This is a genomic window from Mycobacterium sp. MOTT36Y, from assembly GCF_000262165.1.
GTDB lineage: Bacteria > Actinomycetota > Actinomycetes > Mycobacteriales > Mycobacteriaceae > Mycobacterium > Mycobacterium intracellulare.
This window is the reverse complement of sequence record NC_017904.1, coordinates 1724711-1750356: the sequence shown is the minus strand read 5'-3', so window position 1 is coordinate 1750356 and position 25646 is coordinate 1724711. Positions and strand designations below refer to the sequence as shown.

At 62.2% G+C, this 25646-nt stretch carries 23 protein-coding genes; 5 read left to right on the top strand and 18 right to left on the bottom strand.

From position 1 onward, the window contains the following. Positions 1-33: 33 nt before the first annotated feature. From W7S_RS08215 to sucB, 7 genes are all read right to left on the bottom strand, one after another. Positions 34-996, bottom strand: a complete 963-nt coding sequence (locus W7S_RS08215; RefSeq protein ID WP_014711202.1) for an MlaD family protein — start codon at positions 994-996, stop codon at positions 34-36. Further along, complete coding sequence (locus W7S_RS08210; protein ID WP_014711201.1) at positions 993-2054, bottom strand: MlaD family protein; 1062 nt, start codon at positions 2052-2054, stop codon at positions 993-995. Before W7S_RS08210 ends, W7S_RS08215 begins: the two co-directional genes overlap by 4 nt. Continuing rightward, a complete protein-coding gene (locus tag W7S_RS08205; RefSeq protein WP_014711200.1) occupies positions 2051-3136 on the bottom strand; it encodes a hypothetical protein in 1086 nt (361 codons plus the stop codon). The genes W7S_RS08210 and W7S_RS08205 overlap by 4 nt, the downstream gene beginning before the upstream one ends. Positions 3137-3157: 21 nt before the next feature. After that, the gene (locus W7S_RS08200) at positions 3158-3922 is read right to left on the bottom strand and encodes an ABC transporter permease (RefSeq protein ID WP_014711199.1); all 765 of its coding nucleotides are present in this window, start codon (positions 3920-3922) and stop codon (positions 3158-3160) included. 110 nt (positions 3923-4032) lie between these two features. After that, positions 4033-4989, bottom strand: a complete 957-nt coding sequence (locus tag W7S_RS08195) for an ABC transporter permease (RefSeq protein WP_014711198.1) — start codon at positions 4987-4989, stop codon at positions 4033-4035. 1051 nt (positions 4990-6040) lie between these two features. Then, positions 6041-6370 (bottom strand): YciI family protein, encoded by a 330-nt coding sequence (locus W7S_RS08190; RefSeq protein ID WP_014711197.1) that lies wholly within the window; start codon positions 6368-6370, stop codon positions 6041-6043. Positions 6371-6660: 290 nt separating this feature from the next. Beyond that, positions 6661-8289, bottom strand: coding sequence for a 2-oxoglutarate dehydrogenase, E2 component, dihydrolipoamide succinyltransferase (gene sucB, locus W7S_RS08185; RefSeq protein ID WP_014711196.1), 1629 nt, complete (start codon positions 8287-8289; stop codon positions 6661-6663). A gap of 255 nt (positions 8290-8544) precedes the next feature. On the opposite strand from sucB, the gene W7S_RS08180 reads away from it, so the two are divergent. Continuing rightward, positions 8545-9315: a TetR/AcrR family transcriptional regulator gene (locus W7S_RS08180; protein ID WP_014711195.1), complete on the top strand. Its 771-nt coding sequence runs from the start codon at positions 8545-8547 to the stop codon at positions 9313-9315. A gap of 58 nt (positions 9316-9373) precedes the next feature. Here the strand turns inward: W7S_RS08180 and W7S_RS08175 are convergent, their stop codons facing one another. The 5 genes from W7S_RS08175 to W7S_RS08155 form a co-directional block, all read right to left on the bottom strand. After that, complete coding sequence (locus W7S_RS08175; protein ID WP_014711194.1) at positions 9374-9910, bottom strand: chromate resistance protein ChrB domain-containing protein; 537 nt, start codon at positions 9908-9910, stop codon at positions 9374-9376. Continuing rightward, positions 9907-11628 (bottom strand): AMP-binding protein, encoded by a 1722-nt coding sequence (locus W7S_RS08170; protein WP_081490080.1) that lies wholly within the window; start codon positions 11626-11628, stop codon positions 9907-9909. Before W7S_RS08170 ends, W7S_RS08175 begins: the two co-directional genes overlap by 4 nt. Next, positions 11601-12893, bottom strand: a complete 1293-nt coding sequence (locus tag W7S_RS08165) for an alpha/beta hydrolase (RefSeq protein ID WP_014711192.1) — start codon at positions 12891-12893, stop codon at positions 11601-11603. The genes W7S_RS08170 and W7S_RS08165 overlap by 28 nt, the downstream gene beginning before the upstream one ends. 22 nt (positions 12894-12915) lie before the next feature. Further along, positions 12916-13305 (bottom strand): thioesterase family protein, encoded by a 390-nt coding sequence (locus tag W7S_RS08160; protein WP_148277766.1) that lies wholly within the window; start codon positions 13303-13305, stop codon positions 12916-12918. A gap of 115 nt (positions 13306-13420) precedes the next feature. After that, on the bottom strand, positions 13421-14608 hold the full coding sequence (locus tag W7S_RS08155) for an acyl-CoA dehydrogenase family protein (RefSeq protein ID WP_014711190.1): 1188 nt from the start codon (positions 14606-14608) through the stop codon (positions 13421-13423). A gap of 186 nt (positions 14609-14794) precedes the next feature. Here W7S_RS08155 and W7S_RS08150 point away from each other — a divergent pair, with 186 nt between their 5' ends. From W7S_RS08150 to W7S_RS08135, 4 genes are all read left to right on the top strand, one after another. Then, positions 14795-15763, top strand: a complete 969-nt coding sequence (locus tag W7S_RS08150; RefSeq protein WP_014711189.1) for a VOC family protein — start codon at positions 14795-14797, stop codon at positions 15761-15763. A 48-nt stretch (positions 15764-15811) separates the two neighbouring features. Next, complete coding sequence (locus W7S_RS08145) at positions 15812-16693, top strand: NAD(P)-dependent oxidoreductase (RefSeq protein WP_041297802.1); 882 nt, start codon at positions 15812-15814, stop codon at positions 16691-16693. Positions 16694-16733: 40 nt separating this feature from the next. After that, positions 16734-17723, top strand: coding sequence for a fumarylacetoacetate hydrolase family protein (locus tag W7S_RS08140; protein WP_014711187.1), 990 nt, complete (start codon positions 16734-16736; stop codon positions 17721-17723). A gap of 70 nt (positions 17724-17793) precedes the next feature. Further along, positions 17794-19773 carry a heme-binding protein gene (locus W7S_RS08135; RefSeq protein ID WP_014711186.1) on the top strand — a complete coding sequence of 660 codons (1980 nt, stop codon included), beginning with the start codon at positions 17794-17796 and terminating at the stop codon, positions 19771-19773. 531 nt (positions 19774-20304) lie between these two features. Here W7S_RS08135 and W7S_RS08130 read toward each other — a convergent pair. The 6 genes from W7S_RS08130 to W7S_RS08110 form a co-directional block, all read right to left on the bottom strand. Then, entirely contained in the window at positions 20305-21723 is a 1419-nt protein-coding gene (locus tag W7S_RS08130; RefSeq protein ID WP_014711185.1) for an FAD-binding oxidoreductase, read from the bottom strand. 90 nt (positions 21724-21813) lie between these two features. Further along, complete coding sequence (locus tag W7S_RS08125) at positions 21814-22032, bottom strand: glyoxalase (protein ID WP_238535830.1); 219 nt, start codon at positions 22030-22032, stop codon at positions 21814-21816. Positions 22033-22052: 20 nt separating this feature from the next. Then, positions 22053-22706 (bottom strand): VOC family protein, encoded by a 654-nt coding sequence (locus tag W7S_RS08120; protein WP_014711183.1) that lies wholly within the window; start codon positions 22704-22706, stop codon positions 22053-22055. Between the two features lie 105 nt (positions 22707-22811). Next, entirely contained in the window at positions 22812-23006 is a 195-nt protein-coding gene (locus tag W7S_RS25995; protein WP_081490079.1) for a ferredoxin, read from the bottom strand. 2 nt (positions 23007-23008) lie between these two features. Then, complete coding sequence (locus W7S_RS08115; protein ID WP_014711182.1) at positions 23009-24208, bottom strand: cytochrome P450; 1200 nt, start codon at positions 24206-24208, stop codon at positions 23009-23011. A gap of 39 nt (positions 24209-24247) precedes the next feature. Continuing rightward, on the bottom strand, positions 24248-25177 hold the full coding sequence (locus W7S_RS08110; protein WP_014711181.1) for a PDR/VanB family oxidoreductase: 930 nt from the start codon (positions 25175-25177) through the stop codon (positions 24248-24250). Positions 25178-25646 lie beyond the last annotated feature (469 nt).

The window sequence follows — 25646 nt, the reverse complement described above, 5'->3', positions numbered from 1 at the left end:
TACGAAATATGCGGCGAACCATTCGCGAGACCATCAGCACGGACTCCCCGCCATAGGGATGCAAAGATCTGTGGCAAGCAACTCGGGCGGCGCGTTCTGCGCGTCCAGCATCCGCTCGATCTTGTTCCTGATCCGCCGAAGTCTGGGAATGATCCGGCTGTTGTGGTCCTTCCACCGGGTGACTCTGTCCTGCCAATCGCGAACCTTCTCGATGAACTCCTCGCGGTGGTTCACCCAGAAGTCGCCGAAGGGACGCAGGAACGCATCACCGACGTCGCCCATACCCTTCAGGGCCTCGCCGAAACCCTTGCCGTACAGCACGAGCGTCTCCTCGAGGATGGCAAGCTTGCTCACCAGGACCTTCAATTCGCCGGTGAAATTACGCAGCGCCTCGATGTACTCATCGGAAAGATTGAGGATCGAAGTAACCTGCCCCCGCTGACGCTCGATCGTGGACGTGAGGGCATTGCCCGCATCGATAACGGCGGAAAGAGTCTGCACGTTTGTGCCGGTGAGTCCCTCCTGGATTTGATCCAATGATTCGCGAATCGGCTTCGGATTAACTCGCTCGGTGATTTTTGTCGAATCGGTCAGCGCCCGCATCAGGCTGTACGGCATCGTCACGCGCTCTACCGGGATCGGATTTGCACCCAGTGGCTTTCTGCCAAGCGATACCAAATTGACATAATAACCGCCGACCACCGTGAGCATACGGACCTGAATTTGTGACTGATCACCGACAAATGCGTCGTGATCCACGGTTGCGCGAACCTTGACCTGATTCGGTTCGATTGACAGATCTTTCACTTTGCCGACCGTGATCCCGGCAATCCGCACGGTATCACCGGGATGGATCGCCGCCGCATCATCGGTGTAGAAGGAGATCATCTTCTGGCCCGGAGGACTGATGTTGATTTCGGCAGCAGTGATCGCCAGCACGGCGACCAGTACCAGCGCGGCGACACCCCAGAACCTCGAACTCTTGAGAAGCTTCATCGATTGCACAAGATCACCCTTTGGCCATTCAAGAGCACGTCCATTGAGTCGGGCAGTTGCGCGCGACCCCGCGAACAGGGCAATGGTGTATCAGGCGCCCCTGGCGGGGGAACGTTATCCCACATCACCGGTATCAGCTTGAGGACGTCGCGACTGTAGTCATCGAAACGCGTGATTGCCTTGTCGAGACCGTCGGCGATGTCGCTCCGCGAGGAGTCGACGACGTCGATTCTGCCGTCGGGTTGCTGCACCCGAGTGGCGGGCCCGAGCGGAAACCCTGCGTTGGCAAGGACTTGGAGAGTGGACCCGGTGAAGGCAGGGCCATACAGCTCCGACTTACGAAACTCGTCCATAACCGAGATCGCCGCGTCCAACGGCTGATTCAGCCACTTCAGGACCTGGACGAAATCTTTCGAATGCCCGCCGAACGTGTCGGCCACAGCGTCGAGGTTGCGCATCACCGTCGCGATGACTTGTTCGCGGTCGGACGCGAACTGAGTCAGCTTTCGGACGCTGTCGAGCATCGGCTTGAGTCCGCCCTCACCCGACAGATACGTCGCGGCATTCTCGGTGAAGGTGTCGATATCGCTGGGACTCAAGGTCGCGATGACGGGCTGCAGGCCGTTGAACAGAGTGGTGATGTCGAACGACGGTTGCGTCATGGTGATCGGAACATGCGACACAATGCTCGCCGCCGGCGCCGTCTCGGACGGATTGACGACATCGACGTAGCGCAACCCGGTGAGCGCCTGGTACTTGATGGCCAACCGCGACGTGGACACCACTGCGTAGCGCTTGTCGAGACTGAACTCGACCGTTGCGACGCTCTGTCCAGCCCTACGCTCGAGCGCCAGCGATTTGACTTTCCCGACCCGCACTCCCCGGACCCGCACGTCAGCGTCGACGTGCAGGCCCGACGCATCCGTGAATTGAGCTGTGTAGGAGCGTGTGGGTGCGGCAACTGGTTGTCGCAGGACATTGACCAGGACGATGAACACCGCCAGTGCGGCGGCGGCGGCCAACGCAAATCGCCATAATGCGGCCTTGGGCGTGATCACTGGGCTCCTATCGCACCGAGCGGGGCAGCCACACCGGGTAATTCATCCAGGACGATGTGTGTCTGTATCGCCCGTTGTTCAGGGGATCCCGCATACAGATTTTCCAGTCGAGTTCGCAATTCCACCAAGTCAGAGGAGATATTGGCCGGTGTTATTAGACCGGGCACTACATCGGTCAGAGTTTTGACCAGATCGACCGCAGGCATCAAATCTTGCGGGTGGGATGACAATAGCTTGCCCAATGCACCGAAGAACCTATTCGCCAGCACGTCAAGCGTCGCTATAGACCGCTTGTTCCAATATTCATCTGTTTGATACTGGCCGAGGGAAGGGGCGAGGTTGACAAAATCCTGACCGGGCAGGCAGCCGTCGGCGGTCTGCATGAACCTCACGAATCCAGAGTTGTGATCGAAGTTGTAGCCAGCAGAAGTAATCGAGTCCAGCGTGCCTGGGAATGCCACACTCACACCGGTCGTATTTCTCAAAAGTTGCTCGGTACTTACCGTCTGCACCTTGGTCACCGCCTCGGCCGCGACCAGGATCGTCTCGATGAGTGGATTGAGCCCATCGGTGAACCGCGTGGCGCGGTCCATCACGCGCACCAATTGCGGCGTCACCACGCCGCCGGTGATCTCACCCAGCCGGTAGAGCAACGCCTGCAGGGTGAAGTTTCCCTTTGGAACGGTGTCAATTCGCGAGCCATTTCGCAGCGGTGCGCCGCCCGTGCCGGCAACCAGGTTGATGGCGGTGACACCGAAATAATTGGACGGCCGGAAGTCGACGTTCATCTTGTCGGTTAAACCGGCAGTGGGTCCCGATCGGACGTCAGCGTTGAGCCGGACACCACCGCTGGCAAGGCTCGACACGGAGGTGACTTGGCCGACGTTGACCCCGTGCATTATCAGCGCGGTACCCGCGGTGACTCCCTGACCCAGATACGGCAGGTCCATGACGATCGAGATACGGTTCGCCGGGCGGCTTCGGAAAGGGTTCACGGCGATCAACACGCCCGTCACCAACAAGCACAGCGCGAGCACCGCGCCGATGGTGGTCAGCCGGCGCGCTTCGGCCGCCTCCGACATCCGGAATAGCAAGCGTTTCCCCTAGCCCTTGAACTCGAATTTCGGCGTCCAGCCCCAAATCATGACGGTCGTCATAATGTCGAGGACCATAATGGTGACGAGGCTCGCGCGAATTGCGCGTCCGGAAGCCTGCCCGACCCCAACGGGTCCGCCCGATGCAAAATAACCGTAATAACAATGAATCAACGTTGCGGCGGCGCAGTAAATAATCGCCTTGGTGAGCGAATATGCGATGTCTGTCGGGGAAAGGAATTGAACAAAATAGTGATTGTATGTTCCGGCTGGTTGATTGTAGGAAACGCGAATCACCAGATCCGAGGTGAAGAAAGCAACCATCAACTCGAGCAGAAAGCCGGGTACCACACATATCATTCCGCCGACGAGACGCGTGCCCACGACGAACGGGATCGATCGCAGCCCCATCGACTCGGTGGCATCGATTTCGTCCGCGATCCGCATGGAGCCGATTTCGGCAGTCATCCGGCAGCCGGCTTGGGAGGCGAACGCGACGCCGGTGACCAGCGGTGCCATCTCCCGGACGTTTCCCCACCCGCCGATGATTCCGGACAGCGCGCCGAGGCCGATCAAGTTGAGCGTCGCATAGGCTTCGATGGCCACCATTGCGCCGATGGTCACACCAAGGATTGTCAGGATGCTGATCACGCCGCCGTCGACGACTATTGAACCCCGGCCCCACGCCAGGCTGTTCATCACTCGCACTGTTTCCCGTGAATACCGCCGAATGGTTGTCGGTAGCAGCCACACGGTCTGGGCGATGAACACCACCCATTGGCCCGCGGTTCTCAGCGTGCCATTAACGAGTCTGACCGGTGCCCGGCCAAAATTCAGATACTTTGACGGGACGGCGCGAGAGCCTGGCAGTGTCGGCTGCGCCACTATGCCACCGCCATGGGGAAGAACATCGTCTCCAGCTGAGTGATCGCCAGATTTGCGGTCACGATGCAGACGACGTTGAGTACGACAGCGGCGTTGACCGCATCCGCCACACCACGCGGTCCGCCCTTGGCCTCCATGCCCCGCATCGAGGAGATGATTGCGACAAACGCGGCGAAGGTGACGGTCTTGCCCATCGCAAACCAGACGTCGACCATCTTCGCAAACGAACCGAATGACAGCCAGAAGCTTCCGGGCGTCACGTCATTGACGGTGACCGAGATCGTGAAGGCTGCGGCCACGCCGGATGCGATGACGATGGTGCACAAGATCGGCGCGATGAGGATCAGGGCCAGAAAGCGCGGCACGACCAGACGCTGCACCGGATCGATACCGAGTGTTCTCAGTGCGTCGAGTTCCTCGCGGATCGCTCTGGCCCCGAAGTCGGCAGCGATCGCCGACGCCGCGGCGCCACCCATGAGCAAACCCGCGGTCATCGGTGCGCCCTGACGAACCACACCGACGCCGATTGCCGACCCGATAAGTGAGTTTGCCCCCACCTCGTTGACGAGGCCGGACACCTGGACAGCGATCATCGCGCCGAAGGGCACCGCCATCAGCACCGCTGGAACTGCCGTCACCTTGAGCAGGGTCCAGGCCTGCACGATGAGCTCACCGACGGGCAACCGCATCGAAATTGTGTCGATGACGGCATACCGCAAGACCGCGGCCGCCATCAGTACAGCGCGACCCGTGGTCGCCGTGCTGCGCGCCGGAATCGTGCCGACTCGCGATGCAGCCTTGGCGACGCTGGCGCCGGGCTGCGTCAGTACCGCGCGCCAGCCATCCGGCGGGGTGCCGTTCCCGAAAGGTGCGCGATGCAGGGCGCCGCGGTGCCCGCTGTCGCCGTTTGCTGACCCGGCGCGCGTAGTCGCCGCCGTCGGCGTCTCTGTCGCCATCGAAAACTCGCCTCCTCCCCGTCGCGCTGACCACTGTCGTTTGCCTTGTGCTCCGGCTCACAACGCTGCTCCTGAGGCAAGGTACACCACATCGGAGCATTTTTGAACACAGTCTCAAAAATTCTCGATAGAACTTCCAAGGAACGAGACCGCGCGACGCCGACACACGTGCAGCGGCTCCCGAGTCGTCCCGCAAGACGGAGTAAGGCCGAAGGTCAGACGAGTCGATTCCGTTGATTGGCAAGGACATTCGCGCGACCCGGGGCTCAGCGCGGACATGGGCGTCATTGACGACGCCGATCGCGTCGCCCGTCGGCCACCTCGGACAGGATGCCTCGTCGGGGCGCACGACAGGCCGCGGCGCCACCTGTTACGCCCTTGCGGGCGGACTGACCGGCTGCTTGCGGGTCCAGGCGCGGCATGCCCCTACTCCTCATACGACAGCCCTTAGAGGCACCGCCGTGCCACCGCGAACGCTGACTGTAACGGCTGTCACAGTAGCCCTCCGCCAACGCAGTTGTCAAATACTCGGCATCACCGTAACCTGGCGTCCGGCGGCGTCGAAGTTATGGCAGGAATGGCCAGGTCCGCACGCGTTCCTAACATCGCCAGGTCTCCCTATGGTCGGCGACCCGGCGCTCGTGTCTGGACCGTTCTGGACTTCACCAAGCGCACGGTGACTCCCGGGTAGGGGAGGTTAATCAGCTCGACAACATCCCGCTTGGTGGTGGGGGACTTGCCATTTCGGGTGAACGGCGATACTTCGGAGAATCCGCGCCGCAGGCAAGCCGCCGAGAGGTCTCGGTGTCGGTAATGCACGTCCCCGAGAGGAGCGTGACGGCCCTGCGTGCATCGCGGGCGCGGTTCTGGCCCCGGCCCGCAGCTCGGTGATTTCTGTTGGAAGATTGCCTCCACCGCCCAAGGCCAAACGCCGGAGCCCGTCGAGGCATCGGGGTCGTACACCGTACGGCGCAACTATCTGTCTCTGTTCGGATTTCGAACCACCTCAGGCGAGGTGAGATGCCTGACCGCCAGCCGGCTTGACACCAGTTTAGGTCAAGTTCGAAAAGTCGCCCGCGGTAATCATCCATGGCAGCACGTCGGCGACGACCAAACCCGACTTGATCGCCGGGTCGTTTTCCGCGATGCGGGAAGCCTCAGCCGCGTCGACGCGGGGACTGAGGACCATCAGGCCACCAGCGCCTTCGGCCAGCAGCGGTCCACTCAGCAGGATCGCCCCCGACTCTTCGAGTTGCCGGACATATGCAAAGTGTTCGGCGACGCCGTCCTGTTCGGTGGGCGCGACCTCAGGTCGAAAGTTCGGGCCTGGGAGGTGCCTGATTACGAACAGAGTTGGACGGTTGTCAAACTGGTCGGCCATTGCTTTCATACCTTTCGCTACCCACGACGAAGGGCGCTCCCTATCGGCAGTAGCGCGCCACTCGACAGACGATGCTACGTTTGCGTTGATAAATCAACTACATCGTTGATCGGCCAACGATTGTTGCTCAACTGCTCGGTGGCCGGGCTGCGGCCCAGCCGGGTGATCAATTCACGCCGCGGCATCGGCGGCGAAAACGTCGACGGCGCAAAGATTGTCGACGATCAAGCCGGCGCGCGATCCCCCGGTGGAGCAAGATGTGATGACTCAGTCCGTAAGGTCCCAAGCCGTCACCCGCGCCCCCGCTCTAGATCAAGTTCGGCGGCAAAATCCGCAGCCTCGAGGCGACGCTTGATCGTGCTCAAGAAACGGCCGGCATCGGCGCCGTCCACCAGTCGATGGTCATAGGTCATAGACAGGTAGCAGACCGACCGCACGCCGATTGACTCGTTGCCGATCGCGTCGAGCACCACCCTGGGTTCCTTACGGATCACTCCGGTGGCCAGGATCGCCGCCTGGGGTTGCACCAGGATCGGCGTATCAAACAGCCCACCCTCACTGCCGATGTTGGTGATGGTGAAGGTTCCGCCCGACAATTCGTTTGGAGTCAGGTCGCCAGAACGCGCCCGCGCGGCAACGTCGACGATTGCCCGCGCCAACCCGCCAAGCGAGAGGTCACCGGCATTGGACACCACAGGCGCCAGCAGTCCTCTCGCCGTATCGACAGCGAAACCAAGGTGTTCGGCGTCATGGTAGGTAATGGTTTTGGACTCCTCGTCATAGCTGGCATTGATGTTGGGATGGGCTTTCAACGCATCGATCGCGGCGGTCGCAATGAACGGAAGGAACGTCAAGTTGACTCCTTCCCGCTCGGCAAAGGATTTTTTTGCCCGCGCCCGAAGCGCCGCGATCGCCGTCATGTCGACCTCGTGGGTCTGCGTCAATTGCGCTGTGCTCAAGAGTGATTCGTGGGTCTTTGCGGCGGTGAGCTGGCGGATCCTGCTGGCCTTCTGGACCGTGCCGCGCACCGGCGCATCGGCACGCGACGGTGAGGTTTGGTGACTGCGGTCTGCTGGGTGCGTGTGTCCGGCAGTGGAGCGCCCGTCCACCGGTGCCGGCGCGGGCGGTGCGGCGGGCTTGGGGGCGACCCTGGCTGCCGGCTCTGCACCGGGCGCGGGGTCGTCACGGGGCTCCACGTCCGCTACGAACTGCGGCGCCGGTTCTCCTGCCGTCTGAGCTTCTCGTTGGGATTGTGGCGGCGCCTCTGATGCTCGCGGTGGCGCGGATGAAAGTGTCCGAGCCGCGCCGAGCTTGCCCAGCTCGGCACCGACTGGGACGACCTGGTCTGCAGCGGCGGTGATGGCCAACAGCGTCCCCGCAGCCGGCGACGGGATCTCCGTATCGACCTTGTCGGTGGACACTTCTACGAGCGCCTCATTCACTTCCACGTAGTCGCCGACGTCCTTCAGCCAGCGAGTCACCGTGCCCTCGGTGATCGACTCGCCCAGCTCGGGCATCGTCACCGACAACGTCTCAGCGTCCCCGCTGGGGGCCTGCTCTGCGGCGTCGAGTTCCGATCCGGACTGCCTGTCGGGAGCGGGCCCCCGGACAGCTTCGGGCGGCGCACCGACACGAGTCGGCGGCGGCCGGTTGTCGACCATTACCTCGGTGGGTGCGGAATCAGCTTCGGCGATGAGCGCCAGATCGCTGCCCACCGCGACGGTTTCATCCTCGCGCGCGAGGATCTCTGTGAGCACGCCGGCCGCCGGCGAGGGTATTTCGGTGTCGACTTTGTCTGTCGACACCTCCAGCAGAGGCTCGTCGAGGGCGACGGTGTCCCCCTGCTGCTTGAGCCACCGGGTCACTGTCCCTTCCGTGACGCTCTCGCCGAGCGTCGGCATTTGGACGGTGATGGCCATGTGGCGACTCCTTGAGTCAGAGCAGCTGTGAACGACATGAGTTTACACATACGACTGATAGTTGACTGTAGCGTTGATTCGATCACGGGCGCGCCATCGGCTTGCGGTTCGGAGACACCCGACGAATGACTGTCACCGCCCCGCAGGATGACCCGACGGGTGCCGCGCGTCTTCGCGAGCGTGGCGTGGGGTCCTTTGGCGCACCGCGCGTCCGGATCTCCGAAGATTAAGCATTTCACCAATTAAGATGGTTCGATGGCGAAAGCGACAGAGACCGCGTCGGGTTCCGGGGCGCGTGAGGCAACCCGGGACGGCAATGCGCAGTCCCAGCCGGCGGTCAGCATGCGCAAAGAGCTAGTCGAAAACCAGATGTACGAAACCGCGGCCAAGCTTTTCGCCGAGCGCGGCTTCGCCGGCACCAGTCTCCAAGATATCGCCGACGCCATGGGCATCACCCGTCCGGCTCTTTACTACTACGTCAAGAGCAAGGAAGATCTGCTCTCCAGGCTCGTCACCGAGATCACGGCGGGAAACACGGCGCAGATCCTGCGGGTGACAAACAATAAGACGATCGACCCTGTGCAGAAACTGTCCGAGGTCGCCTATCTGATGGCGCATAACCGTGCCCTGCACCCCACGCGCTTCTTACTGCTGGCTCGTTCCGAAGCCGAATTGCCCGAAGATCTGGCGAAGGTTCACGAGACCACCAAGCGCAAGATGTTGCGCAACCTCATCGAAGTCATCCAAGCTGGTATTGACGCAGGCCAGTTTCGCCCGGTGAATCCGCGAATCGCCGCGTTGGCCGTGATCGGTATGTGCAACTGGGTAGCGTGGTGGTTCCACGAAGACGACCCGGCCAGCGCTGAGCAGGTCGCCACCGACGTCGCCGACATGGCGGTGGCGAGCGTGCTGCAGGCGGAGAACCGGGTGACAGCGGCGACTGGACCGCGAGCCGCGTTGTCGCTGCTCCGTCAGGATGTCGCCTACCTCGAGCGCTTGCTCGACGATGCCGATAAGAAGCGCTGATCCCCTACGGGCCGAGCAAGGGCCGCCAGCACCGGTGCGGTTCGTGATCGGCCGGCCGTCAAGCTTGCCCGGAAGACAGTGGAGACTCCTGCTGCCACTGCGATCTGAGCGAGGCCATACGTTCCCAGAAGACTTCTCGACCGCTCCTGGCGTCGAGTCGACGAGCCCACAACGCGGCGAAAAGTGCGTCGTATGCCTCCATCGACGCATCGATGATCGCTTGGTCGTCGCCGCGCTGAAGCATAAGGCCCTCCGATAAGAGAGCCCACGCAACGCCCAGTTGGATCACCGAGTCCGGGGTATCGCCCTGATCTTCTTGCAGGACATGGTGCACGCCCGCGCGAATGACAGCGGCCATATCCGCCAGGACCGGTGATTGCAGGCCGTAGGCGCGCAGAATCTTGTCGAAAGTCGTGCCGTCGTGATCATGCATCCCCAACGCTGCGCCCGGAAGTGCGAACGGTGTGGCGTCTTCGGGCCAGGGCCCGTCGGCATCGACAAAGAGAAATTGCGCCTCCGGATCCACGAAGCGTTTGATGAGCCACGGTGAGGCGACACGATCGAGGTGCACCGTCTGGCGCGTGACCCATTTCATCGACGATTACCCTCGTCGGCGAGCAATGTCGCGATCTCTTCGCGAAGAATCGCCTTATTGACTTTGTGGATATTGGTCAGCGGGAGTTCCGTTCGGATCTCAAGGCGCTCAGGCCATTTGAACTTTGCCACGCCTTGATCCGAAAGGAATTGCTTTACGGTCTCGAGCTCGATGGCCTCGGATCCCTGACGTAAAACCACGAAGGCGCAGGCCCGCTCGCCTAAACGCGAGTCGGGCATCGCCACCAGTGCCGCACGCTCGATCCCCTCGTGCCGGAGTAGTAACAGCTCGACCTCTTCGGCATTGATCTTCTCGCCACCGCGATTGATCAGGTCCTTTATCCGGTCCTCGAGTCGGTAGTAAGACTTGTCGCCGTCGAGAATCTCTGTGACGATGTCGCCCGTACGGTAGAAGCCGTCGGAAGTGAAGGCTTCGGCGTTGCGTTCCGGGGCAGCGAAATAACCGCGAATGGTGTATGGACCTCTGGCGCACAGCTCCCCCGATGTTCCCGGCGGTACCTGTCGCTCACTGCCGGGTTCGAGTACCCGCACCTCGTCCCCGGGAGAGATTGGGGTTCCCTGTGTACCGTGCCGGATCTCCGCCGATGCGTCGCGTGGGGAGAACATGCACAGGCCCTCGCCCATACCGAACATCTGGACGACCTTGCACGCTCCGGTCTCGTACTCGTCGATCACTGCGCTGGGCACTGAGCGGTCAGCCCAGGCGACCGTGCGCAGCTCCGCCAGGGCCGCCCGCAGCCGTGTATCAGCCTCGATGACACGCGCGATCGGTCGCGTCATCAGCATGTGGGTGATAGTTACAGTCGACGCCAACCGCAAGAAGGCCGCGGTATCCGGCGGGCTGGTGGCAAAACACGCCCCGACTGAATGTGCCGCGTGAAGGGCACACACGATGCCGGCATTGTGGATCAACGGAAGCAGATGCACGGCAACGCTGGTCGAGTCCATGTTCATCGCGTCGCCCCACTGAGCGGCGTTGTACCAGTACTCGGTGCTCAGGCGCGGAATGAGTTTGGGCACACTCGTTGTTCCGCCGGAGAGTTGTAGCACCGCCAGACTCTCCGGGGAGAGTTGGCGTTGCACCTGCTCTATGGTGAGACGTCGCTGCTGAGCCGTAGATTCGTTGGCTTCGGCCAGCGATTCGATCGAAAGTTCGTCCGCGGCAGGTGCGGTCGTTCCGACCGTGAGCTTGATGCGCAGGCTCGGTTGTGCGTGTGCGATTTCTGTTGCGAGGCTGCGCAAATCATGACCGGCGAACCCGGGCTCGTACAGGTGCGCGGCCGGCGTACACTGCCCGGCGATCGCACTGATTTCGTGCCAACGATGCTGGGCCAGCGTCGCAACCGGAACGAGGCCGGCTTTCAGCACGCCGTACCAGCCCAGCACGGCCCAGACGTGATTGGTCGTCTGAAACAAGACACGCTCGCCGGGCTTCAGACCCGCCTGAAGCAAGCCGGTCGCAATCCGATCGGTGAGATCTCCCAGCTCGGCGTAGGTCAAGCTGACACCGGGATCGACCACAGCGAGCCGATCGGAAAAGCGTTCGACAGACTCCTGCAACTCCTGACACAGCGTCCGAGACCTCCAGAACCCGGCTGCCCGATAGCGCGCAGCCAACGAATCAGGATAGGGAGTTACCTTGTCCGCGATGTCCACGTCTTCGGTCCCGATCATCGCGAAGCCCGTTCGCTGACCCAAGTGGTTATCTTGTGTCCCGCCAACGGCATACCGTCAGGCTCACCATCCGCGAGCGGTCGACCGAAGTGGTCGGCGCGAATCGGATGATGGGTTACGTCAGCGGACGCTGCGCTCGCCATCGCCTCGCTGATGTCGCTGGGGAACACCGAGCAGTCACCGGTGAACTCGATGATGAGCACTGGCACGGATACACCCGCCAGGGAGCGGGCCACCGATGCGTTGGCCGACAGACCAGACCATGTCGACAGCCACGCCTCGGGTGTGGTCAGCCGGCCGAACCCGTTGACGCCGTAATTTGACACTGACGGCTTGGCGCTGATCACCGAACCGTAGGGCCGCTCGGATTTGTCCAGCCGCAGGTCCGTACAGCGGAGGTCCGCGTCGGTGCGGTAGGTGGTGATGACCGGGGTGAGGATGCTGCGGCGCTTATCCGCGCGAGTAGCGGTACCGGCCTTGATCTTCTTGCGGGCCGATAGCTGCTCGGCAATCAGTTCGCGCGCCCGCGCGTCGATGCGGGCAACCCGCTCTGCCTGCGCGTCCCGGTAGGCGATAACAAAAGCCTCCGAATACTGTGAGCCGCCCTCTTCAGCGGTTCCAAAGCCATTGGCAGGATCGAAGGGATCCAGGCTCGGATCGACCGAGAAAGGATCGGCTTCGTCGGTAACCGATGGGTCGATGGCCGCTTGCAGGAGTTTGCCTTGGCCCGGATGCGGAGCGATGAGCACCAGGCCGTCGGGTGCAGGCATCGGCGCATCCCCGAGCTTCGTTGGCGCGCCGCCCGGGGTACGTGAGATTCGCGAATCCGGTTGCGCTTCTGCTTGTTCAGCGTAGAACGAGTAGAGGCCGCCGCCTCCCGAATGGCCGATCAGGAAGATGTGTTCAAAGCCTTCCCGCCGCAGCCACTCCATCGCAGCGGCCACGTCGAGTAACGCGTTTTCGTGCACAAGCCGCAGATCGTTGCCGACATCACGCCCCACCTGTGCCCATACCGCACTCCCCGATCTCAGTAACTCGGGGATCAGCGGGTGTTGACGAAGGTCTTGACGTGGATGCATCAGGCAGAACACGGTGTGTGCGCGTGCATTCGGTTGATACAGCGTTCCGCGGGTGACTTCGCCGTCGAAGGTAATCAGGGTTTCCGAACGCGCGGATACGCCATCGGGGAGGCGTGCGGGCCAAAAGTCGATCGCGAGCGCCGCGCGGCCCCTGCCCGAGGGTTGATAGCCGGCCGGTGCCGGCGCATGCCCGGTGGTGGTTTGAGTCATCTGTCCCTACCTAGTGCTGCTATTACGTCCGTGTTGCCGTGTTGCTCAGTGCTTCAGCTAATTTGGGAAGCAGGCGGACCGATCGGAGACCGGACCCATCGGCAGCGGCCTGAACCTGCTTCACACGCACGATCACCGCCGGGCTCGTTTCGCCGACCTTGGTGAATTCGGAACGAAAGGTGACCGATCGCTCGGAGAGCGTGTCGACCGACAATGTGGCCTGCACTCGATCATCGAGCCGCAGCGCTGACGCGTATTCCATTTCGCACCGCACGGCGGGCAGACCATACCCGTTGGCCAGCGCGTCAAAGGTTCCGCAGCCCACGTCGGCGAGCCAGGTGGAAACCAGCCGCTCGGCCCATAGCAGCGGGGCTCCGAAGTAGATAACCTGCGCCGCGTCGGTGTCGGCCATCACCACTCGGAATGAGCTCCGTGTCAACAGAGACGAGCTATCAGGGCCCCGGTCTGACATAGACACGCGGAATTCGCTCCTCGCTGCGACGGCGGTGATCGGTGAGCCCGACAGATCAGAAGAACGGCACGTCCGGAGCCAGTCCGCAGCGGACCCGGCCGTGCAGTTCGGCATTTGTGCTGAAGACGAGGAACGAGTGGACCGTGAGCGCTTCGATGTCATCCACGATGCGGCCCATCGGATTCGACAGGGTCAGAGCGCTTGCGCCGGCGGCTTGGCGGATGACCTCGATCGCCTCACGGCTGCGGCGAAAGCACCAGGCTGCATCGGACCGGATTCGCACCCGGCTCGCCACATCGGCGAGGTTCTCAGAGACCTTCAAGGCGGTCTCGACGGCCCGCTCGGCATGGAAGCGCGCCTCGTCGATCTTCATGATCGCTTCATCCATCTGCAGATGCGTCACCACCGCGTCGGACTGCTTGGCGTAAGTCGTGTACGTGATACCACGCTTGTGAATTCGCGATGCGAACAAATCCATTGCCGCCCTCGCCATTCCGAGTGGGGCACCGGTGGCTCCGGCAGTAAAGAACGGGATATGAGGCACCTTGAAGTAGCTATCGGAGGCCAGCGATTCAGAACGGGTCTCCGCCATGGCTGCAACCGCGATGGGCTGCACCATGTGCTCAGGAACGAACAAATCCTCAACCGAGAGCGTGTTGGATCCCGATCCGCGCAGACCACTGACGTGCCAGTCGTCAGCGGCCGCCATGTCGGAACGTCGGATGATGAACGTGGCGGGCTCGGGATCTTGACCGTCGCGCACGATCATCGAGGCCATCAAGCCCCAGTCAGCGTGATGCTGGCCGCTGCAGAACCGCCACGAGGCCGTGATGCGATAGCCGCCATCGGTGGGAATGGCCTGCCCTGAGGGTGTGAAGTTCGAACACATCAACGGCGCACCATCGGCGAACACCTCGTCGAGCGCCCGGTCCGGGAAGGTGCAGCTCATATAGATGCCGCCGTTGTAGATGCTGGTGACCCACGACGTAGATGCACACCCGCGCGCCAACTCTTCGCCGATCCTGATGAAGGTCGGTAGCGACACCTGGTAGCCGCCGCGTGATCGAGGCGTCGTCAGCTTGAACATGCCGGCGTCACGAAGCGCCTCGATGACCGTATCAGCCGGCCGGGTCAGTTGCGACGCTTCGTCGGCGTGCTCGGCGAGCAGCGCGGACAACTCCGCAGCCTTGGCGATCAGCTGCTCCTCTGTATCCGGTTCCAGGGCCTCGTCAGTGGTGGTCATTGCGGACACAGAATTCCTCCCAGGCGATGTTCTTGTGCGCGAGAATCGCTGTAATGCCAGTCACGTTAGGGGCACCCAACGCTATTGTCAAATAGTCGGCGTCACCGTAAGCTGACACCTGCCGGCTGGTGGCAACACCGAACAAGCAGCCGCGTCGCGAAACCAACCCGACATCAGGAGGCAGCGTTGTCACCGATCGGCATCGAGCGTGTCAACTACATCGCACTGAACGCTAAAAACCCGGAGACGGCCGCGGCATTCGCGGCCGAAAGGATGGGATTCTCGCTCGTCCACGCCGATCCTGACGGTACTCACTATCTCAGTGCGCACGGTGTCGATCGATACTCCCTGGTCTACAAACCCGGCGACGATCACGGTCTGCACCACGTGAGCTATCTCGTGCACGATGCCAAGACACTGGACGCAGCGGTCAGCCGCTTGGAAGCGACGGGCGCCAAGGTATCCAAACTTGAATCGGCCGGGTGGGAGGGAGCGCCCGCGGTCAGGGTTTTGACGCCGGCCGGTCACTGTCTCGAGTTGACGACAGGCGTGAGCACTGCGATTCCGGTTGCCCATCTCATCGAGGCACCTGAGACCGGCGGGCCCGAACCCGTTGTCGCCGATCATCTCGGACTTGGAGCCGCGGATTTCGAGGCCGAGGAAGCGTTCATGCTCGACACGCTCGGTCAGCTGTACTCCAGCCGCATCATGGGTCCTGGCGGAGTACAGGTGATGGGCTTCATGCGTTCCCCTGGCCGCTATCTCTATCACGATGTGGTGTTGGTGAGGACGCCGGCCACTGCGCTGCACCATTTGCAGTTCAGCATGAAGAATGTCGATTCCTTTTACGCCACCGCCGAAGCTCTGCAAGCCAACGATGTACGCATTGAATGGGGCCCGTTGCGGCACGGTCCGGGACATAACATCGCTCTTTACTTCCGCGACGCCGAGGGCTACTGGTTCGAATACTCGGTGGAAGAGGAGATCATCCTCCACGACCCGACCTACGTGCCGCGCACGTGGACGGTCGCCGATTCACACGCCGTCGATGAATGGAACACCGGCGCACCCCCGGCCGAGTTGATGGGTCCGCCCCCACCCGATGCGTTGCTGGGAGCGGATCTCAACGAGACGTTTGCAGTCACCGACAGCTGATACCGGCGCGGCGGGTCTTCGTCGTGGTCTTGATCAGAGGAGTTTTACATGAGTGCGCTCACAGTGGGTTTCATCGGCGTGGGCCGGCTGGGCTTGCCCTTGGCAAAGGGGTTGCTTGACAACGGGTTTCATGTCTTCTCCACCAAGCGCGGCCGATCCGAGGAATTGATTGCCGCCGGCGGTGCTGTTGCAGGCGACGGCTCGCCCCGCGACGTGGCCGAAGCCGCCGACGTCATCGTGACCTGCATGCCGTCCGCGGCGGCGTTTCAGGACGTCATCGACGGCCCAGACGGAATTCTTCGAGCCAGTGCAGTCCCAACCGTCATCGAGTGCAGCACCCTGCCCTTGGATGTCAAGCAAGGCGCGCGAAAGCTGTTGATCGACAGGCGTTCTCAATTTATCGATGCGCCAGTGAGCGGTACGCCACCGATGGTGGCTATGAAGATCGCGATGATCTATGCCAGCGGCGACCGCGACGCGTACCTCAGTTACGAAGCGGTACTGCAGGCCATGTGCCCCAAGGTCACCTATGTCGGGACCGAATTCAACGGTTCGAAGATCAAGTTCGTCGCCCAGTTCTTGGCGACCATCCATGTCACGGCCGCCGTCGAGGCGATGGTGTATGCCCAACGTGCCGGTCTCGATCTCAGCCAGGTCGCCGAACTCATCTCGGCGAGCCCCGGCGCCACCTCGGGGCAGTTTCAGATCCGCGCCCCAATGATCGCCGCCGGTAACTTCGACGCAACACTTGTCACCGTCGACATGACATTGAAGGATGTCGACGAGGTCATTGCGTTCGCCCGAGAAATCGGTGCTCCCACTGATTTGTCGCAGATCGTCGCAGATCGCTATCACCGGCTCAGTGATGCAGGCCACGGCAACGCTGAGCCGGCGGCGCTGTTCCGCGCTCTGTGTGACGGCGAACAATGACCGCCTCCCGACGGTTCGCCGACGATCGAGGCGAGCGAGGATGAGGCTCGTCCGCGCACACGGTGGTGCCACCGGCCTGATACTCGAGGCCGATGGGCGCCTCGAGGTACTCGACATCGCTGCAGCCGGCGAGACGCTGCGCGCTGCGAAGCCCCACATCGCCGACGGGGTTCAAGCTTTGTTTGATGACAAGCGGCAGAGCTGGCTGCCGATGATCGAGCGGTGGACCGAGGCGCGCGAGACGCTTCGGTTGCTTGCCGAGCATGCCTTTGGGTGCTGGGACAGCAGTACTCATGATCTCCCGCTGACACCCCTGAATGAGTTGGAGCTCGAACCCCCGTTGCCCGATCCGGGCTCTCGGATCTTTGCAATGGGCGGTAACTTTCCGGCCCACGCCTCGAAGATGTCCGGAGTGCTGAATCTGCCGGAGTCCGTGACGAATTCAGCTGCCCACGATGCGCCGCCCTGGGGGTTCTACGTGATTCCCGGCACGGTGGTCGGACCGAACCACACGATCGTACCTCCGGCAGGAACCAAATACCTGGACTACGAAGCTGAAGTGGCCGTGGTGCTCGGCAGCGCTGCGCGCGACGAGCTATCCGCTCGTTTCTGGGGATATACAGCATGGAACGACTTCAGTATCCGCGACACAGCCCTCGGCGCTGCACAAACTGACCATGGACCCTTGACCTGGTCGTTGACTAAGAACTTCCGCACCGGGAATAGCTGCGGGCCCTGGATGGTCGTCAACTACCCGCCCGTCGACAATCTTTCGATCACCTGTCATGTCAACGACGAGTTACGACAGTCGGGCAGCACCGCGCAGATGGCCCATCCGTTTGGCCGAATCGCCAGCTATATCAGCGAATTCGTTCCGCTGAGCGCTGGCGACATGATTCTGTCCGGGACACCCGCCGGCACCGCGATCGAAGGCGGAGTTAATGGCGCATTCCTGCAGGCCGGCGATCACGTTGAGGTTCGGATCGATGGGGTCGACACGTTGCGCAACGTGATCGGCGACGGTGACTGATGGTCTTCGCTTGATCGGAAGCCTCTTCCCATCACCTGCACAAATCTTCTGACGGAGGCATAGAGACACCATGCTCGTAAAGATCATCGGCGGTGGGCCCGCCGGCGCATTAACCGCCAGATTAGCAGCCTCGCGTCACGCCGACTGGACGATCGAGGTTTTCGAAACGCTGCCGCCCGATGATACTTTCGGATTCGGCGTCGGTCTGACCAGGGCTCTGTTGCACGCCGTGCAAGTAGCCGATCCGGTGGTCTTTGATCGCTTGATGGCGGCTACCTTCCCCTTCTCTTCCGCCAGCTTCCGCCTTCCCCAGGGCACAACGCAATTCGGGCAATTCCATAGCGGTGCCATCAGGCGTTCGGAACTGCTCCGGATACTGCTCGAAAGTGCCGCAGAGGCCGGCGCCGACGTCAACATCGGCAAGAGCGTCCATGTCGACGATCTAACGGAAGAAGCCGACATCGTCGTCGGAGCCGACGGGCTATCGAGCTCAACCCGCGCACGATTCGCGCCGCAGCTGGGCGTCCACCAGTCCAACGGCCGCGGAGCCTTCATCTGGTGCGCCGCTGACATCGAGTTGGACGGCACAGTCTTTCATCCGGTGCAGACGTCTGCTGGGACTTTTGTGGCGCATGCCTACCCCTATGCCCCCGGCCTTTCGACGTTCGTCATCGACGCCAGCGTTGACACGCTGGAGCGCGCCGGGTTCGTCAACCGCACGTGGGAATCGGAATCCTCTTCCGATGAGGAGGCTTTGAACTACCTGTCGGAGGCCTTCGGCGCGTTGCTCAAGGGCGGCCACTTCTTCGGCAACCGCTCACGTTGGACGCACTTCACCACGTTGGCATGTGACCGTTGGTCCTACCGCAATGTCGTGCTGTTGGGTGACGCGGTGGCGACCGTGCACCCGTCGCTGGGCTCGGGCACCAAGGTGGCCCTCGAAAGTGCCATCGCCCTTGTCGACTACCTGGACACCGTTGAGGGCCAGCCCGTCTCTGATGCCCTGGCCGGGTTCAGTCGCAGTCGGCGGCCCAGTGTCGCGCGCCTGCAAGAGCGAGCGGCACGCAGCCAACTCTGGTGGGAGTCCTTTTCCCAGCGGCTGCACCTTTCGCCATCGCGCGTGGCAGTGGCCTATCTCAGTCGCGCCGGCGTGGTGTCGCTGGACAGCCTGGCTAAGACAGAGCCGGCGTTGGCGGCCAACGCAATTGCGGACTTCGCGGACGTTCCTGTCGACGATGTACCCGATTCCAACTTGACAGACTGGGTTTTGAATCTCCCGCTGCATACTGAGGCGATCAAGCTTGACGACCGCAGATTGCCGCCGCCGTCCGGACACGACGCTGCTTCGGGCGTCGCGACGATCGAGGTCAACTCCGGGGATGCCTGGGGGCCGCACGGCGAAGACTATCTAGATCTGGCACGCGAATACTTGCAGTCCGGCGCCACCGTTATCGCGTTACACGGCGGCGATACCCGCTCCGATGTGGTGGATCGGTTAGCTGTCGCCGAGCGCATCCGCATCGAAACGGGCAGCGTCGTCGCCGTCCGAGCTCGACGAGACCACCAAGACATCGTCGCCGACGGCATTGTCGCTGGGCGAACAGACCTCATTCAACTCGAAGGAGCAAGGAGCCGTCCCGTGTCGAAATTCAACAGCAATTCTCTGCTGCCCGAAGGATCGGTGCTGGCGATGCTCAAGGCGGCGGTCAACGCGGCGCGCGAGCTCGAGGCGCCGTCGGGTGTGGCCATCGTGGACGCTACGGGTCTGTTGCGAGCCTGGGTCCTGATGGACGGCGCCACCCCGCTGGCCGTGGAAGTCGTGCCGAAAAAAGCACGCACTGCCGCGTTCAGCGGCCTACCCACCGGCGATGTGCCGGCCGAAATCTCAGCCCAGCTCGCCACGGCGTCGCAAACATTCGTCGCGTTGCCTGGCGGGTTGCCGATCGTCATCGACGGCGCCATCGTCGGTGGAATCGCCGCCGGAGGTGAGTCGGCGGAAAACGATGTCGCGATCGCTCAGGCCGGGCTCGACGTCCTGGCAACGCTTTAACCGGGTCGATCTAGCTCGGGCTCATCGCAAGGCATCGGGTACGTTTTCCTCGGCGACGCATGGGCTGGGCCGCTCGTAAAGTTTCAGCGATGCGGGGAACACGCGCCTGAGCGGTTGCCGCCCTGAGCGGGCGCGGTCATCGACTGCGCCCAGCCAGGCGGTTTCATCAGCCGACAACCGCGGCCGTTTCTGCCCGTGGGGTACTGACGATCGCGGATTCCCATCACCAGACCGGCGAAACCACGTGCTACCACACGTCGCCGACACACCGCCGCTCCCCGGCACCCTTCGAAGGCACCCCGGCTGCGGTCAACTCCCAATGCCGACGTCGCACCGACAACAGCTGAGGCTGGCCCGTCATCAACACCCCTGACTACGAAGTGTTGCAATCACCCCATGAGTCCAAGCCGGCGCCGATCGTAGTGTTCACCGACCCTGACCGGTAGCCATGACTGGCCACGTCATCCACCAGGCGGTGACGCGTCGATGCGGGGGTTGGCGTTATCTGTAGCGACGGCAATCAAAGGCCGGTCAAACGGCGCTAGTTGGGGTCGGATCGATATTCTTGTTGTATCGCAGCATGTTCTGCGGATCCCATTTGATCTTCGCATCGACTAGGCGGCGATATTTCTCGGGTGATCCCCACGCACCTTTGCGCCACGCGGAGCCCAGGTCGGTTGTGAGATTGATGTAGCAGTTATCCCTGAACTCAGGCCGCAGTTCAGCATCGAGGGCGTCAGCCCACGCCATGAACGTGGCGTCGTCGGACGGGTCATCCCATTGCGTCGCCACTTCCCAGAACCAGGTGGCGCCCTCTCGTGAGAAAGCGCAGGAATCTTCCTCGAAGTCGTCGCTGATCGCACCGCCGAGTGCCCAAAGGTTCTGCACGGTGCTGGGCGTCGGAGGTGCCGTGGGAGCAGGGGCGATCCCCGCGTGCTTGATGGTCGCGTCGATCGCACTGTCGGACAGCTCGCTCAGGTACCCGCCCTTGGTGTACACACGTCGCCCGTATGGCGCGATAACGTCGAGCATCGAATTGGCTGCGGGCCACGGAACCGGTTGCACAGCAACGGTAGCCGGCCTACCCAAACTTGCCAGTTGTGCCATCACCCGATCGGAGTCGCTTTGTGGACCGGTGAACACCACGACGAACATCAGAACGTCAGTGCCGTGTGCTTCGACCGGCACCGGCGGCAGGGGGGGACACTGGGTGAGGGCAGCAATCAGCGCCAATTCCCTTGGCGCCGTGGGCATATACTCGCGGAGAGACTGGAGGACCTCGGATGCCTGATCCAGCGAGAACGGGATCATGCCGGCTGACACCATCTGGGGTATGGGATGGGCCTGGAACTCGAAGTTGACCACCACGCCGAAGTTGCCGCCTCCACCGCGAACCGCCCAGAACAAGTCCGGATTCTCGTCGGCGCTCGCACGTACTAGGCGACCGTCGGTCGTGACGATGTCGCATGCGAGAAGGCTGTCTACCGTCGCGCCGCGCGCGCGCATGTTGTAGCCCACGCCTCCGCCGATTGTGAGCCCGGCGACCCCGGTGGTGCTCACCGTCCCGGCGGGCACCACTAGACCATATTCGGCGAGCGCTCCATCCATCTCGCCCAGCAGCACACCGGCGCCGAGTCGCACCCGACGCGAGTCGGGTTCGACGGAGATCTGCTTGAACTCACTGAGGTCAACTACCAGTGCATCGTCGGGCATCGCGCTTCCGTCCACCCCGTGCCCGCCGGCCCGGATCGCAAGACCGCGGCCCTGCTCGGCAGCGAATCGCACGGCGGCGATGACGTCATCGGCGTCCAAAGCACGTGCGATAGCCGATGGCTGTTGATCGCTCATCCGGGTGTTGTAAATGGCCCGCGATCGCACGAACATTTCGTCGCCGGGCGTATATACCGGTCCCCGAAAGTTGGAAAGGCCTTTCAACACAGGCACCGACATGTCACTCCTCCGAAATCTAATCGCGGTTGATTGCCAAAGAGCTGCCGAGGTGCAAGTTGTTCTCTCGTCAGATCGATTTCTTGCCGGTCGTCACTCCGGCTGGATATGCAGCTGGTCGCTGTCGAACTGGGTCACCTTGCCGTTGCTCAGTGCGCCGATCGCGCTGAACCAGACTGCGCGTCGCGCACGCGCTTTCTTTCGGTCGATGATCAACGAGCCTTCACTGCTGATCTCGACGTAGTGGCCGATCACCCGCGCATGGTCGGCGACGGCGCTACCCTCGTCGATGACGGGCTTGAATTCGGGCACGTTGAGCACATACAGGCGGATCACCGAATGAGCTCCGCGGCCGGCGAGACATCCTCGCTGTGTTCCAGGATAAGTTCGGCTTTGCGCGCCCACAGCGCCGCCAGCGAAGGCTTTTCCGACGACGCCACCACATCGAGCAAAGCTCGCACGGTCAATTCGGCATCATCATCGTCGGCAACGGTGGTCGCCCTCGTGGGACAGGTGAATTCGACGAGATACCCGTTGGGGTCATGGGTGTAGATCGACTCGATCGTCTCGTGCTTGACCCGCATTTCGACATGCCAGTCGTTGGACTGCAGACGGCGTTGGTATTCCTCGAGGACGTCAACCGAATCCACATGGATCGCCAAGTGACGAGAATCTCGGAAGAACCCAGGAATTTCCCGGCCGTGGGTGGCGTACGCGTCGCCGTCGGGACTGAACCGCTCTACCCCGAAGTAATAGAAGAACGCGATTCGATCGCCTTTGCCGATGTCGAAGAAGAAGTGTACGAAATCCGGGTGGTCCGCCGGACCCCAGCCCACTGCGCAGACCGAGTGCACGATCGGAAAACCCAAAATGTCGTGGTAGAAGCGGACGGTGCCTGCGGGGTCGAACGTCGGGAATGCCGCATGGTCAACGCCGCGCGCCAAGTGGTCAAGCCCCGTGGGCGTGCTGTCAGCCACGTGTTCCACCTTCCTCGATCCAGGTGCTGCTGTCGTCCAGCCTAGGCGGCACTGGACCGCCTCGTCAACACCATCGTCAACTATTGGTCATATCCGTAAACCCCCTGTACGCGCTTATCCGTCGACGATGACCGCTTTGGTCGGGCACAGCTTTTGTGCGAATTCGACTTCTCCACGCATGCTCTCGGGGGGGCTTTCCAGTACGACGTGTGGGTATTCGTCGGAGTCCGCCATGTCGAAGACCTGCGGTGCTGCGCTTACGCATTGCCCGTGGCCCTCACAGAGTCCGGTATCGATCCTCACCTTCATGGTCACGACTTGAACACCGCCGGAAGCGATGGGATCGCCGCGGTTTCGGTCCCGCGGAACTCGTAGACCGCAGCCGCGGGATCGACCAGGGCGATATCGGGGGCCCGCGTCAGAAGCTCTTCGAGCGCCACCTTCATCTGCATGCGGGCAATGGGCGCTCCGGGGCAGGCGTGGATGCCGAAGCCGAAAGTCAGGTGCCTGTTACGTCGAGACTGCTTGCGGTCCAGGGAAAAAGCATCGGGGTCGTCGTAGACCTTCGGATCACGGTTGGCCGCAGCCCAGCACAACAGCACCGACTCGTTCTCGGCAATGTCGGCGTCACCAATGGTCGCCGGCTTGACCGCACGGCGGAATAACCCGAAGAAGGGGGGGTGGAGACGCAGCGTCTCTTCGATGGCTATGGGAATCAGGTCGTGATCGGCAGAGAGCCGAGATTTCACTTCGGGTGCCGATAGAACGTCGCACAGCAGACTTGACAGAGCCGCCACGGTGGTGCCGTGACCGGCCACGAGGAAACTACTCATGGTCATGGCGATCTGCTCGACACTGAGCAACTCGCCATCAATCTCGGCGGTAGACAACTCGGTGAGGAAGTCGTCGCGCGGCTGGTCGCGTCGCGCGAGGACCTCTTCGACACCCAATTGAGCCAGGGCCATGAAAGTGGCCCCCGCAAGCTCTTGGTCGCCCAGGCTTCCCACCATCTCTAGTGCCTTCGCGCGGACGGCATCCCGCTTCTCGGCGTCGAAGCCGAGAAAGTGACACAGCGCCAACAAGGGCAACTCCTCGGCGAAATCCGCGACGAGATCGAAGGAGCCACTCTCACGCAGCCGGTCGATCAGTGTGATGACATCGGCCCGGACAAGAGGTTCGATCTGGGCGGCGGTCTCGTTGTTCAATATCCGGCTGAACAGCTCGCGCCATGAGGTGTGTTCGGGTGGATCCTGCTCCAGCGGTGGAAAGGCGGGGCGTTCGGCGAACGGGCGCGTCACGCTCGGTGACGATGCGTAGGTCTTCCAGTCACCCTGGACAGCCTTGACGTCGTCGTAGTTCAGCAGGAGCCGGAAGCCACCTTGCTTGTCACTGCGACCGACAGGGCAGGCTTCCCTGGCTTCCGCAAACAGTTCATAAGCGAGTTCAGGGGTGGTCTCGTCTGAGGAGAAATTGCGGAGTTTCTCGATGAGGTCTTCGTGGGACGCGGACAACGGGGGTGGCCTTTCACTCGAATTACTGGGTCGCTGGGTTCAGATATCGATAGTCAATTTTGGTCCGAGGCAGCGTGATACGCAGATCATCATCGACTCGTTCGACGCGCGCTCCTGAGGGCTGAGAAACGAGTCCCGATGGTCTGGTAGGCCTTCGAGTACATCTACCTCGCAGGTGCCGCAGGTGCCTTCCATGCATGAGCTGAGCAGCTCGAGTCCGGCTTCTTGGGCGACTTCGAGAATGGATTTACCGGGAGGCACGGTAAGGGTGAGATCTGAAGTACTGCAATAGACTTCGAATGCCGACTCGGGCTCGAGTATCGCGTTCTGCCTGGGCGCGAAGCGTTCGACGTGCAGTGTCACGTCGTCTCTGGTCTCGCAAATTTGCTCCGTGGCTTCGATCATCGGCTCCGGGCCGCAGCAGTACACCGCCGTCCCCGGCTCTAGCTCAGCACATATAGCTTGGAGGTCAAGCAGGCCCTCTTCGTCTTCAGGGCGGCTCACGACTCTGTTTCCGTAACTGGAGAGCTCGGCGAGAAAGGGCATCGCTGCGCGTGTCCGCCCACCATAGTGCAACTGCCAGTGCGCGCCCCGGCGCGCAAGCTCGGCCATCATGGGTAGCAGCGGCGTGATGCCTATGCCGCCGGCGAGAAAGACATACCGTGGAGCGTCGCTGACGAGCGGAAAGCCATTCCGCGGGCCGCGGACAGTCAGCACCGACCCCTCAGTCACTTGGTCGTGCAGTCGAATGGATCCCCCTCGGCCGTCGGGCACTCGACGCACCGCAATCTGCCATCGGCGAACGTCGTCGGGGTCTCCGCACAGTGAGTACTGGCGAACGGTTGCCTCGTCGATGATCACATCGACGTGTGATCCCGGAGTCCAGATTGGCAGCGGCCCGCTGTCTTCGGCTCGTAAGGTGAGCTTGATGACGTCGGCAGCGGCGTGCTCGACGCTCTCGACGGTCATTTCTGCAACGGCCTCGCCCCCGGGTGGCGCGGCCGCACCCGTGGGGGTCCATGAGGTGTGGGTCACAGTCATTGAAGCGATAGTAAACTATTCGACGTTGCCGTAGCAATGCATCGGCCTATGCGGGCGTCGAACAGCGACGGGGCCGCCAGGAGGTGGCCGTAGGTCGCTCGAGTGATCGGTGCCTATACCGGTCGGTCTCCGCGCTACCGCGCACCAACTTTGATCGTTCTACGAGTATGATTATTTTTCGACAAAAAAGTCAGGGCCGAGGCACACTGTAAACCCGCCGCCGCGGCCGGCGTCACCAACGGCCAATTGCGCGTGACAACAGACAAGAGGTGCTTATTGTTCGAGCCTGAAAACCGTACTGCGGGGAACGCTGCGAACGCTGGCCGGATCCTGCATCGCACATCGTGCACGCGCCTACCGGGCCCCAGCCGGCCCCGATCCACCCGCGGCGTCGGGT